This window comes from uncultured Shewanella sp. (assembly GCF_947501225.1).
Lineage (GTDB): Bacteria > Pseudomonadota > Gammaproteobacteria > Enterobacterales > Shewanellaceae > Shewanella.
In genome coordinates this window covers 95,621-111,950 of sequence record NZ_CANMUW010000005.1, presented here as the reverse complement: position 1 = coordinate 111,950, position 16,330 = coordinate 95,621, and the positions used below count along the sequence as shown (strand labels likewise).

At 46.6% G+C, this 16,330-nt stretch carries 15 protein-coding genes; 11 read left to right on the top strand and 4 right to left on the bottom strand.

Features of this window, described 5'->3' with window-relative positions:
- Nucleotides 1-4: 4 nt before the first annotated feature.
- Complete coding sequence (locus Q1B47_RS09415; protein WP_299792228.1) at nt 5-1,210, bottom strand: amino acid aminotransferase; 1,206 nt, start codon at nt 1,208-1,210, stop codon at nt 5-7.
- 450 nt (nt 1,211-1,660) lie between these two features.
- Between Q1B47_RS09415 and aroA the strand changes: the two genes are divergently transcribed.
- The 9 genes from aroA (at nt 1,661) to Q1B47_RS09370 (ending at nt 11,050) form a co-directional block, all read left to right on the top strand.
- The gene (gene aroA, locus Q1B47_RS09410) at nt 1,661-2,941 is read left to right on the top strand and encodes a 3-phosphoshikimate 1-carboxyvinyltransferase (RefSeq protein ID WP_299792226.1); all 1,281 of its coding nucleotides are present in this window, start codon (nt 1,661-1,663) and stop codon (nt 2,939-2,941) included.
- 224 nt (nt 2,942-3,165) lie between these two features.
- On the top strand, nt 3,166-3,858 hold the full coding sequence (gene cmk / locus Q1B47_RS09405; RefSeq protein ID WP_299792223.1) for a (d)CMP kinase: 693 nt from the start codon (nt 3,166-3,168) through the stop codon (nt 3,856-3,858).
- A 103-nt stretch (nt 3,859-3,961) separates the two neighbouring features.
- On the top strand, nt 3,962-5,629 hold the full coding sequence (rpsA, locus tag Q1B47_RS09400) for a 30S ribosomal protein S1 (protein ID WP_299792220.1): 1,668 nt from the start codon (nt 3,962-3,964) through the stop codon (nt 5,627-5,629).
- A 71-nt stretch (nt 5,630-5,700) separates the two neighbouring features.
- Complete coding sequence (gene ihfB / locus Q1B47_RS09395; RefSeq protein WP_193631234.1) at nt 5,701-5,988, top strand: integration host factor subunit beta; 288 nt, start codon at nt 5,701-5,703, stop codon at nt 5,986-5,988.
- 242 nt (nt 5,989-6,230) lie between these two features.
- Nucleotides 6,231-6,521: a LapA family protein gene (locus Q1B47_RS09390; protein WP_299792767.1), complete on the top strand. Its 291-nt coding sequence runs from the start codon at nt 6,231-6,233 to the stop codon at nt 6,519-6,521.
- A gap of 1 nt (nt 6,522) precedes the next feature.
- Nucleotides 6,523-7,683 (top strand): lipopolysaccharide assembly protein LapB, encoded by a 1,161-nt coding sequence (lapB, locus tag Q1B47_RS09385; RefSeq protein WP_299792215.1) that lies wholly within the window; start codon nt 6,523-6,525, stop codon nt 7,681-7,683.
- Nucleotides 7,684-7,766: 83 nt separating this feature from the next.
- Nucleotides 7,767-8,462 (top strand): orotidine-5'-phosphate decarboxylase, encoded by a 696-nt coding sequence (pyrF, locus tag Q1B47_RS09380; RefSeq protein ID WP_299792211.1) that lies wholly within the window; start codon nt 7,767-7,769, stop codon nt 8,460-8,462.
- 46 nt (nt 8,463-8,508) lie between these two features.
- Nucleotides 8,509-9,051, top strand: coding sequence for a DUF2058 domain-containing protein (locus Q1B47_RS09375; RefSeq protein ID WP_299792207.1), 543 nt, complete (start codon nt 8,509-8,511; stop codon nt 9,049-9,051).
- A 241-nt stretch (nt 9,052-9,292) separates the two neighbouring features.
- Nucleotides 9,293-11,050 (top strand): acyl-CoA dehydrogenase, encoded by a 1,758-nt coding sequence (locus Q1B47_RS09370; RefSeq protein ID WP_299792204.1) that lies wholly within the window; start codon nt 9,293-9,295, stop codon nt 11,048-11,050.
- Between the two features lie 117 nt (nt 11,051-11,167).
- Here Q1B47_RS09370 and dacB read toward each other — a convergent pair whose 3' ends face one another.
- Nucleotides 11,168-12,634: a D-alanyl-D-alanine carboxypeptidase/D-alanyl-D-alanine-endopeptidase gene (dacB, locus tag Q1B47_RS09365; protein WP_299792201.1), complete on the bottom strand. Its 1,467-nt coding sequence runs from the start codon at nt 12,632-12,634 to the stop codon at nt 11,168-11,170.
- Between the two features lie 159 nt (nt 12,635-12,793).
- Nucleotides 12,794-12,967 carry a hypothetical protein gene (locus tag Q1B47_RS09360; protein ID WP_299792198.1) on the bottom strand — a complete coding sequence of 58 codons (174 nt, stop codon included), beginning with the start codon at nt 12,965-12,967 and terminating at the stop codon, nt 12,794-12,796.
- Between the two features lie 486 nt (nt 12,968-13,453).
- Here Q1B47_RS09360 and Q1B47_RS09355 point away from each other — a divergent pair, with 486 nt between their 5' ends.
- Both Q1B47_RS09355 and pssA read left to right on the top strand, forming a co-directional pair.
- Nucleotides 13,454-13,705 (top strand): DUF1904 family protein, encoded by a 252-nt coding sequence (locus Q1B47_RS09355; RefSeq protein ID WP_299792764.1) that lies wholly within the window; start codon nt 13,454-13,456, stop codon nt 13,703-13,705.
- Nucleotides 13,648-14,961, top strand: coding sequence for a CDP-diacylglycerol--serine O-phosphatidyltransferase (gene pssA, locus Q1B47_RS09350; protein WP_299792195.1), 1,314 nt, complete (start codon nt 13,648-13,650; stop codon nt 14,959-14,961). Before Q1B47_RS09355 ends, pssA begins: the two co-directional genes overlap by 58 nt.
- Before the next feature lie 90 nt (nt 14,962-15,051).
- Here pssA and emrD read toward each other — a convergent pair whose 3' ends face one another.
- Nucleotides 15,052-16,278 (bottom strand): multidrug efflux MFS transporter EmrD, encoded by a 1,227-nt coding sequence (gene emrD / locus Q1B47_RS09345; RefSeq protein ID WP_299792192.1) that lies wholly within the window; start codon nt 16,276-16,278, stop codon nt 15,052-15,054.
- Between the last annotated feature and the right edge of the window lie 52 nt (nt 16,279-16,330).

The window sequence follows — 16,330 nt, the reverse complement described above, 5'->3', positions numbered from 1 at the left end:
TCTATTAGAGTACTTTTGCTATCGATTCTGCCAGGTGATCAACATTGCCTAAGCCGATACCCGCAATACTGATACGGCTGGAGTCAACCATATAGATACTATGCTCTGATTGCAGTGTGGCGACCTGCTCAGGAGTGATACCTAAGAATGAGAACATACCTTTCTGCTCGGCGATAAAGTCAAAGTTACGTGTTACACCTTTCTCTTTTAGCTTGGCTACCAACATGGCACGGTTGCCGTTGATTCGGTCCCGCATCACCTTAAGTTCGGATAACCACTCCTGTTTCAACTCTTGCGAGCCTAAAATGGTCTCGACAATGGCCGCGCCGTGAGCGGGTGGCATAGAGTAGATGCAACGAACCACATATAACAGCACCGAGAATGCTATATTAGCAGATGCCACATCTTTACCAACAATAGAGCAGGCTCCGATACGTTCACGATATAAACCGAAATTCTTCGAACAGGAACTACATAAGATCATGTTATCGACCGTGGCCGCCATCTTACGCACACCATAGGCATCGGCATCCACACTCTCGCCGAAACCTTGGTAGGCCATATCGATTAAGGGGGTAAAACCTTGCTCTTTGGTCAGCGCAATAATCTCATCCCATTGAGTTTGGGTGAGATCCATTCCGCTCGGGTTGTGACAGCAAGCGTGCAGCAGCACGACATCGTCGGGACCAACCGTCGCCAGAGCGGCTTTCATCTCATCGAACTTCAGCGACTTAGCGTCGTAGTCGTAGTATGGGTATGTTTTAACCGTTATACCTGCCGCTTCGAACAGCCCTGTATGATTTGCCCAGGTAGGATCGCTGACCCAGATGACGGCCTCGCCGCTCTTATTAAGCGAACCGGCCCGTTTTATGAAGTCGGCAGCAACGCGAAGCGCTCCTGTGCCCCCCGGAGTAGATACGGTGCGTACACGATCTGCTAAAATTGCAGGATTATCGCTGCCAAAGGCTAACTCACCAAGTAACCGGTTGAAATCGGCTGAACCGGTAGGGCCTATGTAAACTTTAGTTTCCTCTGTGTCTATTCGATGCTGCTCCGCTTTTTTCACACAGGTCAAAATGGGGGTATGTCCCGCTTCATCCTTGTAGACTCCGACGCCCAGATCAACCTTTTTAGTGCGTTTATCTTCTCGGTATTTTGTCATTAATCCCAGAATAGGGTCTGAAGGCATAGCGGTTAATTTATCGAACATAGCTCAATTACCTTTTTATTCGCAGGCAGCTCTCTGCCTTTTTCTATTTGAGTTTAGGGTAACGTAATTCAATGAGATTGGAACAGCCTAACACGATATTTAAATTCAACTGACAAATGGCATTAATTCCTTCCAGTTGTAAACTCTTTGCATTAAAAATTCAACTTAACCCAGCCGAACAACGCTTCATCTGGCAGGTTAATTGTAGATTTATACCAATTTAGACCCAAAATAGTTTAAAAGCTTAGAAATCATAAAAAAGTGTTGCAGTTATTGCTTGAATATAACGCGCCCAGTCGGTAACTTTATAACTACGAAGTTCAAACGCCGGTTAAACAGAACGCCATTTTGTCGTGATGGCGCCAGTCGTATCCTTTACAGTCTGTTTAACATGAACATCTATCGTTAACCAGTGGGTTGTTTGTCCCGCGATAATAAAGAAGTATTTTAATGAAACAGCTACGTCTCGAGCCAATCGACAAAGTTCAGGGAACCATCAATATCCCTGGGTCTAAAAGTATCTCTAACCGCGCACTTTTACTTGCTACGCTTGCAAAAGGCACCACGACACTCACTAATTTACTGGACTCCGACGATATCCGTTATATGTTAACGTCCCTGAAACAGCTTGGGGTGAACTATCGTTTATCTGAAAACAACACCGTCTGTGAGCTGGAGGGGATTGGAGCCCCTCTTAATACCCGGCAGGCGCAAACCCTGTTTCTCGGTAATGCCGGTACCGCGATGCGTCCATTATGTGCGGCATTAACTTTGGGGCAGGGCGAATTTACCCTAACCGGTGAGCCTAGAATGGAGGAGCGCCCCATCGGTGATCTTGTCGATGCGCTCAGACAACTTGGTGCGAATGTCGCCTACCTCAAAAATGAGGGGTTTCCGCCTTTGACTATCAATGCAACCGGTCTTCAAGCCGGAGACGTTGAGATTGCAGGCGATCTTTCCAGTCAGTTCTTGACGGCTCTGCTGATGGTTGCACCATTGGCAACGGGAGATGTAAATATCAAGATTAAGGGGGAGCTTGTCTCTAAGCCTTATATCGATATCACCATCGCTTTGATGGAGCAGTTTGGGGTCAGGGTGATAAATCACAGCTATGAAAGATTTGAGATCAAAGGTCGTCAGTCCTATGTTTCTCCCGGTAAGGTATTGGTTGAGGGCGACGCCTCCTCGGCTTCCTACTTTCTTGCAGCCGGAGCGATTAAAGGCGGTGAGGTTAAGGTGACCGGAGTAGGGCGGCTGAGTATCCAGGGCGACGTCAAGTTTGCCGATGTCTTAGAGAAGATGGGGGCCGATATAGAGTGGGGAGACGATTACATCATTTCGCGTGGGTCGACACTCAAGGCTGTCGATCTGGATATGAACCATATTCCCGACGCGGCTATGACCATAGCGACCGCGGCGCTGTTTGCGACAGGTACGACCCATATCCGCAATATCTATAACTGGCGCATCAAAGAGACCGACCGACTCGCAGCTATGGCAACCGAACTTCGCAAGGTCGGTGCTATCGTCGATGAGGGACATGATTACATCAGTGTCACTCCACCCGCTCGGCCTCATACCGCCGAGATTGATACCTATAACGATCACAGGATGGCCATGTGTTTCTCTATGCTGGCGTTCGCCGATTGTGGTATTACTATCAATGATCCCGATTGCACCTCAAAAACTTTCCCCGATTATTTCAATCAGTTTACTGCATTGGCGCAATAAAACGGTGTTAATCAGACAAGGGTCGCTTGCGGCCCTTTTTTGTGACTGAAACTTTGTTACAAAATTTAACTAACAAGTTTTTACCGCTTTCTCTGCGTACTTGGTTTATAATACGCGCGCTCATTTTTCGGTTAAATCAATTTGAACAGTCCAGTATTTCAAGAGGTTCAATTGGTTAACCAATTTAAAATCTTAGGGAAATGGATTTTACTGTGGAGAAATTTATGTCTGAAAGGGCTCCTGTTGTCACTATCGACGGTCCTAGCGGTGCGGGAAAAGGTACGATTAGCCAGTTACTAGCCGAGCGCTTGGGTTGGAAACTGTTAGATAGCGGTGCGATCTACCGGGTTTTGGCCTTAGCTGCAATTCATCACAATGTTGAGCTCGATAACGAAGACTCGCTAACCTTATTAGCCGCACACCTGGATGTTCAATTTGTAGCCGGTAATGAACAACCGGGTATCAAAGTCATTCTTGAGGGGGAAGATGTCTCGACAGATATTCGCAGTCAAGAGTGTTCTAATGCAGCCTCTAAAGTCGCAGCTTATCCCAGAGTAAGAGAGGCGCTATTACGCCGTCAACGTGCATTTAATGAAGCACCGGGTTTGATTGCCGATGGTCGTGATATGGGAACAGTCGTTTTCCCGACTACACCAGCTAAAATTTATTTGACCGCATCTGCGGAAGAAAGAGCCCAAAGGCGCTATAATCAGTTGCAAGACAAGGGCTTCGATGTTAATATCGACCGTCTTTTGTCCGAGATTAAAGAACGTGACGAACGCGATTCCAATCGCAGCGTTGCTCCTCTGGTTCCAGCCGAGGATGCATTGATCATTGACACGTCCGGAATCGGGATAGATGAAGTGCTCGATATTGCATTGACGCACATACAAACAAAATTACCTGGTGTGAGCTGATTTTCGGCTGACACAATACCATTCGCAACAAGGATGATGCGGATTATTATACTGACTCCACGTCCAGGATGAGCCGTGGTTTATTAAATAAAGTAACTTAAACATGACTGAATCTTTTGCTGATCTATTTGAACAATCCCTTAATGAACTTGAGTTCCGTCCTGGTTCTATCGTAACTGGTGTAGTTGTACGCATCGAGAACGGTACTGTACTGGTTGACGCTGGTCTTAAGTCAGAAAGCCCAATCCCAGCTGAGCAGTTCAAAAATGCTCAAGGCGAACTAGAAATCGCTGTTGGTGATTCTGTTGACGTAGCGCTTGACTCTGTTGAAGATGGCTTCGGTGAGACTCAACTGTCTCGCGAAAAAGCTAAGCGTCACGAAGCTTGGATCGTTCTAGAAAAAGCTTACGAAGATGCTGAAACTGTAATCGGTGTCATCAATGGTAAGGTTAAGGGCGGTTTCACTGTTGAATTAAACGGTATCCGTGCATTCCTACCTGGTTCTCTGGTTGACGTTCGCCCAGTTCGCGATACAGCTCACCTGGAAAACAAAGATCTAGAATTCAAAGTTATCAAGTTAGACCAGAAGCGCAACAACGTTGTTGTTTCTCGTCGTGCTGTTATCGAGTCTGAAAGCAGTGCAGAGCGTGATGCTCTTCTTGAGAACCTACAAGAAGGTCAATCAGTTAAGGGTATCGTTAAGAACCTTACTGACTACGGTGCATTCGTAGACCTAGGTGGTGTTGACGGCCTGCTACATATCACTGATATGGCGTGGAAGCGTGTTAAGCACCCATCTGAAATCGTAAACGTTGGTGACGAAATCAATGTTAAAGTTCTTAAGTACGATCGTGAGCGCACTCGTGTATCACTAGGTCTTAAGCAACTTGGCGAAGATCCATGGTTAGAAATCAGCAAGCGCTACCCAGAAAACACTCGTCTGACTGGTCGCGTTACTAACCTTACTGACTACGGTTGTTTCGTTGAAATCGAAGAAGGCGTTGAAGGTCTTGTTCACGTTTCTGAAATGGATTGGACTAACAAGAACATTCACCCATCTAAGGTTGTTAACCTTGGTGATGAAGTTGAAGTTCTGGTTCTTGACATTGATGAAGAGCGTCGTCGTATCTCTCTTGGTCTTAAGCAGTGTAAGACTAACCCATGGGATGATTTCGCAGAGCGTTTCCAGAAGGGTGACAAGGTTTCTGGTAAGATCAAGTCTATCACTGACTTCGGTATCTTCATCGGTCTTGATGGTGGCATCGACGGTCTGGTTCACCTTTCTGACATCTCTTGGAACGGTACTGGCGAAGAAGCTGTTGCTGAATACAAGAAAGGCGACGAGATCAACGCAGTTGTTCTTTCAGTTGACCCAGAGCGCGAGCGTATCAGCTTAGGTGTTAAGCAAACTGAAGACGATCCATTCAATGCATACCTTGCTGATAAGAAGAAAGGTGTTGTAGTAAGTGGTGTTGTTACAGCAGTTGACGCAAAAGGTGTTACAATTGAACTAGCTGAGACTGTTGAAGGTTACCTTCGCGTTTCAGATATCTCTCGTGAGCGCATCGAAGATGCATCAACAGTTTACTCTGTAGGTGACACTGTTGAATCTAAGTTCATGGGTGTAGATCGTAAGAACCGCACCATCAGCCTTTCTATCCGTGCTAAGGATGAAGCTGAAGAGAAAGAAGCAATGGCTAGCTTGAACAAGCAGGAAGACGCTGTAATGAGCAGTGCAATGGCTGAAGCGTTCAAAGCGGCTCGCAAGTAATCGCCTGAAGTTCTGGGGTGCTTGCACCCCTGTTAGGTGACTGTGTTTGGCTTGATAATAGAGGGTATAGGATGACAAAATCCGAACTGATCGAAAAACTCGCCACGAGGCAGTCGCAGCTGTCGGCTAAAGAGGTGGAAAGTGCAATCAAAGAGATGTTAGAGCAGATGGCTCAGACATTGGAAGGCGGTGACCGTATCGAGATCCGTGGTTTTGGTAGCTTTTCTCTACACTTCCGTGCTCCGCGTACAGGCCGTAATCCAAAGACTGGAACATCAGTTGAATTGGATGGCAAGTACGTACCGCACTTTAAGCCAGGCAAAGAACTGCGCGAACGTGTCGATGCAATTAATGCATAAATGACATTGTTTTAAAAGCCTCCGAATGGAGGCTTTTTTATGCCTATAATTCAGTAATCCCTAGCTAGTTGAGTGAAATTCTTAGATAATCAGTAGATATTTATACCCTTTGCTTTATTCTTCAGCCTCACTATGGGGACTCATATCGATTTTGTCTTTGTGACTCGATTTGAGGTGTTCGAATGAGCCGGATTGACCGGGTATCTTATGAAGTTGGCACTACTGCGTACATGGAGAATAACGTGAAGTCATTTATCGTCACAGTGTTAGTTGCGCTGTTTTTCTTTTTGGCTCTGATATTTGGTGCTCGTAACGAACAGGTCGTTACGATAAGTTATTTCGTTGCTCAGGGTGAATTCAGATTACCTGTCGTACTCGCGGTGGTCTTTCTGTCTGGATTTATCATCAGTTGGTTTTTCGCCGTCTATCATATTGCAAAGCTGAAACTTGCACTAAGGACTGTGAATAAAAAAAATGCTCACCTTGAAGCTAAGCTCGTCGGTGATTCGACGCCTAAGGAAGTAGACGCATAATATGCTTGAGATCCTGTTCCTGTTATTGCCTATAGCCGCCGGATATGGTTGGTATATGGGCCGCCGTAGTGTCAGGCATAAACAGAGTAGTGATCGTAAAAAGTTGAGTCGTGATTATTTCACCGGACTTAACTTTCTCCTTTCCAATGAATCAGATAAAGCCGTTGATCTCTTTATCTCTATGCTCGACGTCGACGATGAAACAATAGATACGCACCTCTCTCTGGGCTCACTTTTTCGTAAACGAGGTGAGGTCGATCGCTCGATTCGTATACATCAAAACTTAATTGCCCGTCCCAGCCTCACTACAGAGCAGCGCGACATTGCTATGATGGAACTTGGAAAAGATTATCTTGCCGCTGGCTTCTATGATCGCGCCGAAGAGATCTTTCTCAATCTGGTAAAACAGGATGATCACAGTGAAGCCGCTGAGACACACCTGATCGATATCTATCAGGTAACTAAAGAGTGGCAGAAAGCCATCAACATCATTAAATCGCTGAAACGTAAACGACAGCAGTGTTTGAAGCATAACTGTGCACATTTTTATTGCGAACTTGCCAATGAAGAGCCTGACGAATCTGCGCAAATAAAGCTGCTTCAGGCCGCGATAAAGCAAGATCCATTCTGCGGCAGGGCTATATTAACCTTAGCGCAAAAGTTTCTTGATCTGGGGGAACCCAGCAGATGTAAAGATATGCTCTATAAACTGATCGAGGCGGATATTGAACTTGTTCCCGACGCATTGGCTACCTGCCGGCAGGTATTTCAAGATAGTCATGATGCTACCGGCTATTGTGATTATCTCAGACAAGCCCTTCAACATGGAGCCGGGGCCAGTGTAGCGATCACATTAGCGCAGCACCTAATTGATCAGGGGGAAACCAAAGCGGCTGAGAAATTAGTTCTGGATGGCCTATATCGCCACCCTACGATGAAGAGTTTTCAGCATCTTATGCAGATGCAGGTTCAGCAAGCGGAAGATGGACAGGCTAAAGAGAGCCTGACTATGCTTGAGAAACTTGTTGAGCAACAGATCAAGTTCCGTCCCGGATACCGCTGTGGTGAGTGTGGTTTCCCGTCCCACAGTCTCTACTGGCATTGCCCCTCCTGTAAAAGTTGGGGCAGCATTAAACGAATACGGGGATTAGATGGCGAGTAAGGTTGCGCCATGTAGCTAAGAGAAGAGGGATGCCTCGACTCTTCAACCAGGATTAACATTTAAGCAAAGCAATTGGAGAAATAATGAATAATAAACCTATCGTGGTCGCCCTTGATTTTGATGACAAAAAGGCTGCTTTGCAATTAATCGATCAGTTAGATCCGCAGATGTGTCGCCTTAAAGTAGGCAAAGAGATGTTCACTCTCTTCGGTCCAGAACTTGTTAAAGATATTCATAACCGGAATTTCGATCTATTTTTAGACCTTAAGTTTCATGATATTCCAAATACCGTTGCTAAAGCGGTAACCGCAGCGGCCGAGTTAGGCGTTTGGATGACCAATGTTCATGCAACGGGTGGCTTGGCGATGATGCAAGCTGCTAAGCAAGCACTGGAGCCTTATGGAAAAGATGCTCCTTTACTGATAGCCGTAACTGTATTGACCTCTATGAGTGACGAGGATCTAAAGTTGATCGGCATAGATGTACCCGCCTTTGAACATGTTAAGCGTCTGGCCAATCTGACCCAGAAAGCTGGCCTGGATGGGGTTGTCTGCTCTGCTCATGAATCTGAGTTGCTCAAGTCAACTTTGGGTGACAGCTTTAAGTTGGTTACACCAGGTATTCGCCCTGTTGGCTCAGACAAAGGTGATCAGCATAGAATCATGACACCACCTCAGGCTATTGAAGCGGGATCTGACTATCTGGTTATTGGTCGGCCTATCACTCAGGCAAACGATCCACTGGCGGCATTGACCGCGATTCACCAATCGTTAAAATAACAGTTAACAAGTAAGATTTATTAAAAACAGTGTAAGTGAGATAGAGATGGCAAATCCTTTTCAGGAGCAGTTACTCAAAGCTGGACTTGTGAGTAAACAGAAAGTTCAGAAAGCCAAAACGCAAAAAAGGCGCGATCGTAAGGCCAAGATCGATGATGGCAGTGCGGCTCTGAAGCAAGAGATTGCTCAGCAGAAGCAGGCTCAAGCGGCTAAGGATAAAGCACTCAATGAGAAGCGGTTTGCCGAAGCGTCAGAGAAAGGCCTGGTTCGTGGTTTAGTCACTGAATTTAAGCGTTTGGCAATTAAGGCTCCACAGCAGGCAGAACTTAAGTTCAACTACACGTTAGAAAATAAGATCTATTCTATCTATGTCGACGATAAGCTACAGGCTCAGCTGCTAAACGGACAACTCGGCATAGTCAGGCACGAGGAGACCAGTTATCTGGTTCCTCATAAGCTTGCCGAACGTGTCAATATGCTGGTTCCAGAGTGGTGCGGTTATCTCTGGGTTCAGGATGACAACTCAGAAGTTGTTGAAGAGGATGATCCCTATGCTGATTATGTCATTCCGGATGATTTGATGTGGTAGGCATAGAGAGGGGCTAGGCTTTAGTACCCAGTACCTAAACACTAAGAGGTTTCTGGCTCAGCAGAAGCCTCTTTTTTTACTTATTATTTTCTATTTTGGTTCCAGCGTCTAAAGCCTGGCCGTTTAATTTACCTCTTAAACTTCCTCTTTTCCTCTCACTCATTCAAATATCGCTTTCTTTTCCTACGGTATCTGGTATAAATTAAAACAACCGTTTTAATCTATTGTTTGAGAGTCTCTGATGAATCCCTACCAAGCTCCGTTAGCCGAAATGAAATTTTTGTTAGACAAGGTATTTGATGCACCGAACACCTGGGCGTCGTTGCCTGCAATTGCCGAAAATGTCGACATGGACACCGCGGTTGCGATCATGGATGAAGCAGACAAGATAAGTCGTGAGTTGATCCATCCTATTAATCGCAGCGGTGATGAGCAAGGTGTAAGGCATCAAGATGATACGGTGATCACGCCCGACGGCTTCAAAGCCGTCTATAACCAATACGCCGAAGGCGGTTGGGTGGGACTCTGTGGCGATCCTGAGTTAGGCGGCATGGGGATGCCTAAGATGCTGGGGGTGTTGGTTGATGAGATGGCATATAGCGCATGTAACTCTTTTACCTTATATGGCTCTCTTACGGCTGGTGCAGCGCTGTGCATTAATGCCCACGGAAGTGAGGAGATAAAAGAGAAATACCTTCCTATGTTGTATAGCGGTGAGTGGGCCGGAGCCATGGATATGACGGAGCCCCAGGCCGGCTCAGATTTGCGTAATATTCGCACTAAAGCCGTACCTAATGACGATGGCAGCTATAACATCACCGGCAGTAAGATCTTCATCACAGGTGGCGATCATGATCTCACCGAAAATGTCATTCATCTAGTACTGGCTAAGTTGCCAGGTTCCAATGGGATCTCGCTCTTTCTGGTTCCTAAGATAAAAGTCGACGATGCGGGTAACTTAGGTGAGTCAAATGGTGTAACTGTCGGCTCTATCGAACACAAGATGGGGCTGAAAGCCTCAGCGACCTGCGTGATGAACTATGACGAAGCCCAGGGATACCTGATAGGCAAGCCAAATCGTGGCCTGGTCTGTATGTTTACCATGATGAATTATGAACGTCTGGCTATCGGTATTCAGGGGTTAGGTACCTCCCAGGCGGCTTATCAGATGGCTTCTGAGTATGCAAAAGAGCGTATTCAAGGTGTTGCCGCCGGTGGTTCGCCTACCGGCGCAAACAGCGATCCAATTTTAGTTCATGGTGATGTGCGACGTATGTTACTTAACATTCGTACCTTGACCGAAGCCGGCCGTGCACTATCTGTACTCACAGGTAAACAACTGGATATCGCAAAGCATGGTGAAGGGGAGGCGAAGGCCAAGGCGGCCCGGTATGTCGGATTATTAACACCGGTTGCCAAGGCGTTTTTAAGTGATCGAGGGCTGGATGCAGCCATAACAGCTCAACAAGTGTTTGGTGGCCACGGCTATATACGTGAAACCGGAGTCGAGCAACTGGTTCGTGACACTCGCATAGCCCAGATCTATGAAGGCACCAACGGTATTCAGGCTATCGACTTCTTAGGACGTAAGGTGACCGGTGATAACCTGGCGGCATTAACTGAGTTTGTAGGTGAGTGTCAGCAGAAGTTGTCTGAATTGACGCACGCCAAGCCGGAGGAGGTCACAAGGGTGGGCGGCCTGTTTGACTCGCTTCTCAGCGTCGCCGACACCATTAATGAGAACAAGACTAAAAAACCCGCTTTAATCAATAGCTGTGCTGTCGATTTTCTCGATGCATTCGGTCATATTCTGTATGGCTACTTCTGGCTGGTGATGTCTGACGCCGCACTAGATCATGAAGACAAGGAGTTTGCCCGCCAGAAGCAGTTACTCTCAGATTTCTACGTCAGCAAGTTGTTGCCTAAGGCGGAATTTCATTTAGCCCAGGTCACAGCCGGTGATGCTTGCGTGATGAATATCGAAGAGGAGTTGTTCTAAACGCTAAAAAAGCAATCTTCAAAGTGGCTATGGAGAAAAAGGGAATACTGTCTGTCCGGTATTCCCTTTTACTTTATCTGTACTAAGCGCTATTACGGCGTTAATAGCGGCAAATGTTTAAGGATTATCACTCAAGGTTGATGTTTCCGGGCCGGAGGCAGCCGTTTCATTGGCCGCAAATTTGTGGTCGATAAGGGTTTGAAGAAACAGAGCACTGAATGGGGCCAGCTGCTGCTCTTTCTCAACCGGGCTCTGTCCATTTTCTAAAATGACAAACAGGGTATCGTCAGCGTTAGGCCTCTTGATAAAGCCTGCAAGATTATCTACGCCCTGCATCGACCCCGTCTTGGCTAAGACATGTTTGTGTAGCGGGGGCCTGTTAAAGGAAGATTTATATTTAAGCGTGCCACTAACTCCGGCAACAGGCAGTGAAGCTATGATACTTTCATATCTGGGTACGGTATATATCAGCTTAAGCACCTGACTCAATTGTCTGGCGCTGAGGAGGTTATAGCGTGATAATCCGGAGCCATCTACGATGCGTGCATGGGTAAGATCGATCCCTTGCTCAGTCAACACCTGTACCATAGCCTTGCTGCCATTACTGAAATTACCCGGCCGGTTAAACCTTTTCTCACCAATCTGTTTCAGTAAGCTGTCGGCAATCAAGTTATCTGACTTTACCAGCATGGTGTCCAGCAGCTGAGGAAGAGGCTTTGAATGGTGGCTGGCAAGAAGAGTGTAATGTGCGGGAAGGCTGTCTGCCAACAAAACCGCTCCCTTTACCCTAATTTTACTGCTCTTAGCGATCTGTCTGACCGAGTTAAGTGCAAAGAGGGCGGGATCGGTGATCGCGATAGCGAGTTTCAAGGGGGTACTACCCGGGTAACAGCCGCTTAAATTAAATTTATTATCCGGCAAACGTTTGAGCTCTAAGTTACAAAAGTCCCGGGTGCGGCTTTTGTCGAATATGGCGCTGTTATTGACGGTCACCGGCAGGTAGCTGGCTAACTTGAGCTGACTCTTATTGCTGGCAAGCTTGGGCCTAAGCTCCCCATGTATACAGTTTTTATTGATGATATAACTCGAAACCGGCGCAGAGTAGCAGATCCCCAGGTCATCCCAGACCCAACCGGGAGCCTGTAGCTGTTCATGGCTTTGACCTACGAGATAGAGATTGCCTTCAACTTCGTAAAGTCCTTGGTCGGTCAGCTGCTTTAACAGACTACGGATCTCTAAGGTTGTTAGTGTGGGATCTCCGCTGAATTTCAGAAAAAGATCACCGGCCACTTTGCCATTGCGAATTGGGAAGTGTGAAAAAACTTCGGTCTTATAATAAAACTCCTCTCCCAATTCAGCTGTTGCGGCAACAGCTGTCAGTAGCTTTTGGGTACTGGCAGGTAGAAGTAAAATATCGGCATCTTCCTCATAAATGATGGTGTCGTTAACCAGATCTGTAGCGATAACCGAGGTGTGAGAGTGGGGAGGCTTGATCAATGGCATAATATTATTGAAGTACCCGTCACTCAGTGCCGTTGACGAATATACCCAGCAAAAGAGCAGAGTAGCGGTTAACTTTTTCATAAATCGTTTAAACTCAGGTTTAATAAGCCAGATAAAAGTGAGGCAGCCTGTAAGGGTCAGCGCCTGATATAAGCATAACCTAACCCATAGATTATGCTCATTGACAGGCTAGCAGGTTAAAAAAGAGTAGCGGTTATTAATCGGCTGTCAGTGCCGCGTTCATCTGTCTTCTGTATCATCTTTCTCCATCAAACGATAGAGCCTGAGAGTGACAAATGATACCAATGCAATGAACAGAGGTAGGATAAACAGCCCAAGCGCCGCTTTAAAGTGAAAAATTGCCCATGCGAGTAGCAAAGCTATGGCTAATGTGAGTAAAATTTTCAGATTCATCTATCGGTATCATGGTGATAATGGGTAGCGGCTATATTATCAAAAAAGATTCGCTTTTTATCCAGTTATCGCAGCAAATTTCAAAGAATCACTTTTCATAACATAGGGTTAAACTTATTAGCAGGAAAGGTGTGTTTTTAGCAACAAATTTGGCCAAAAGTGAAAACAGTTTGTACTCATATTTGAACAGTTTATGTCTCTTTTTATGAGGGGCTGAGATTTTGATTCAAATTAGTACAAAAGTTAATGTGTTAACACTCAATTCTGCAGAAAAACCTTGCTCAAAAGCCCTTAAATCGGTAATTTCTATCACCTTATGAATTTGTAAGGGATCGCTATGCCCCATATTCGTATGCGGGAGCACCGCAAGCGGTTCTGGCGGCGTTAAGCATAACGTTATACGGACAGCTGGCTAAGATCTGTAAAGTCAATTCACAAGGCATTTACTTAGATTGAACCCTCTGTGCCGGCTTGCGTAATGGCAAGGTGGATCGAAGCCTGACTCAGGTCGAATCGCTTTGGTTTACTGAAGATCCCGAAACACACCGCTTGGTAGTAAAGGCTATCCGTGAAGCGATTCTAAACACTCACCCGGAATCGCAACAGATTGTAGTGAAGTTCAGGCTGTTACAGCCGAATAGCAACTACCGAGTCGGCAAGCATTTTTTAAGGAGATATCCTTGCTGGATAAGCTTGGTGGAATACCTGTCCAACCTGACGCGATCCGTTGGTTGTTGACACCTAAGGCCCTAAAGGCCGAGTTATTAGCGCGCATTAGCTCAGCAGAGCATTCGATTTTTATCTCAGCCCTCTATCTGGAAGACGATGAGGCCGGTCGTGAGATCTTAGCCGCCTTGATGGGCGCTAAGGCGCAAAACCCATCACTGGATATTAAGGTTCTTGTCGATTTCCATCGCGCAAGGCGCGGTCTTATCGGCCATAAAGGCGACAGCGGTAACTATCAGATGTATCGCAAGGTGATGGCCGAGGCCGAGCACCCCATCGAAATTCTGGGGGTGCCGGTAAAGTCGCGTGAATTCATGGGCGTGTTACATCTCAAAGGCTTTATTGTCGATGATAGTGTTATCTACAGTGGTGCCAGCATCAACAATATCTATCTTCATCAACAGGAGAAGTATCGTTTCGACAGATATCATGTCATTGAGTCAGCTGAGCTTGCACGCTCGATGCGGCAGATGATTCAGACCTACCTTGTTGAAGATATTGCCGTTTGCTCACTCACTCAAGACAAAGAGTGTGAACAACTGCCTGAGAAAAACGATGTTCGGAGTCTCAAGACCCGACTGAGTAAGGCTCATTATGAGTTTTCAAAGGTATATGAGGGCAACAGGATCACACCTCTGGTAGGTCTGGGACGTAAGAAAAACAAGCTTAACAAGCTGGTTGTAGAGATGGTCGCGCAGTCGAAAGAGTCTCTGTTTATCTGTACGCCATATTTTAACCCTCCATATATCCTTGCCCGAGCCATGGCCAAGCACCTACGCGACGGTAAGCGGATTGATATTGTTGTTGGTGATAAAACCGCGAATGACTTCTATATCCCGCCTGAGGAGGAGTTTTCTACTATCGGTGCTCTGCCTTATCTTTATGAGCAATCTTTGCGTAAGTTTGCCAAGAGGCAGCAGTGGGCCATAGAATCCGGGCAGTTGAACATCCATCTTTGGAAGGATGGCATCAACAGCTATCATCTGAAAGGGATCAGCGCCGACGGTTATCGTCATCTGATCACCGGCAGCAACTTAAATCCACGGGCATGGGCCTTAGATCTTGAAAATGGCCTGCTGCTGCAGGATGAGAGTGGGGTGTGGAAGGATGAGTTTGAAGTCGAGCAAAGCCACATCCTTCAGCATACAGAGCGTTTGTACCATTACAGCCAGATAGAGACGTTAAATAACTATCCTGCGCCGGTGCGTAAGATAATGACCCGTATAAGACGCCTCAAGGCTGACTTCCTGTTAAGAAGGATCCTCTAAGTCTCGGGGCTTATGTGCCAGTTGGGATTTCCAACTGGCCTATTTCCTGATTTTCAGCCAGCTCCTCTAACCTCAAATCCTCGAATCTTATTACAGCACTGCCACATCACTATTATCGAGATCAGTTCCCGACCGGGCGTAATTGAGTGCCAGTATCACCAAAATAACCATCAGGGCGCACAAAGCGCCTAAGCTGAGCTGACCATGCATAGGCATCAGAGACATAAGCAGTGCCGCCACACCAGCCCCGAAGTTTTGTAGTCCACCCAGTAGTGCCCCTGCAACCCCTGCATGGCGAGGGAAAGGCTCTAAGGCGGCCGAGGTTAAAACGGGAAACAAGATACCGGCACCGGTAAAAAATAGCACGGAGCCCACCAGCAGACTCCAGCCTATAACCAGATTTGAGAGGCCCGGGATCAGCAGAAACAAGGCGCCTGCTCCAAGTAGTGCGACACTTTTGTAGGTACTCTTATTGTTATCTTTCAGTCTCGCAGCGTAATAAGCACCGGCCAGATAGCCGGGGATCGGAGCGACAAAATATACACTCACCCAGAAGGGGGACAGTGCTAAAACCTGACCGTATAGCACTCCTGCAACAGCCTCGAATGCGGCAATCCCTGAAAAGGTTGCAACAAGGCAAAGAAGATAACTCTTAAACTTTCTATGGGATAGTACAAATCGATAGGAGTGCATGACAGAGCCAGGTTTACGTTTCTCTGCTGGCAGTGACTCCTTAAATCTGAAGATAACGAGAAGCAACACAAGTGCGCCAAAGGCTGCAAGCAGCGTGTATACAGACTGCCAGCCAAAATATTGAGTCATTAAGCTCCCGGCAAATGGTGCGATGAGGGGAGAAAATACCACTGCCATCGAGATATAGCTGTTGAGGGAAACCAAAGGTTCACCGAAATAGTGGTCTCTGGGTATGCTTCTGCTTAGTGCCCCGGCACTGGCTGTACCTATACCCTGTAACAGGGTGGCTATAATAAGTTCACTATAGCTGGAGGCAAGACTTGCCAGTATTGCACCTATCACGAACAGTGAAAGCCCAAGGACCAGCATGGGCTTACGGCCTAACCTGTCAGATGCCGGACCATAAGCAAATTGTAGCAAGCCATAAGATAGAAGATAACAGGCCATGATCGCCTGTAGCTGCCCGGCTGATACGGAGAAACTATCTGCGATGGCCGGAAGGGCGGGCACGAAGATAGTCTGTGCCATCTGGCCGCAGGCGACCATCATCACAATCAAAAAGATAAGAGAGGAGAAACCCGGGTTGTTATGATGTGGGTTTGACTCAATCGCAGGGCCGTTCATTTTTGCTCCAAAACTACATAAATACAACTTTAATGAGGATGGCGCATCATAC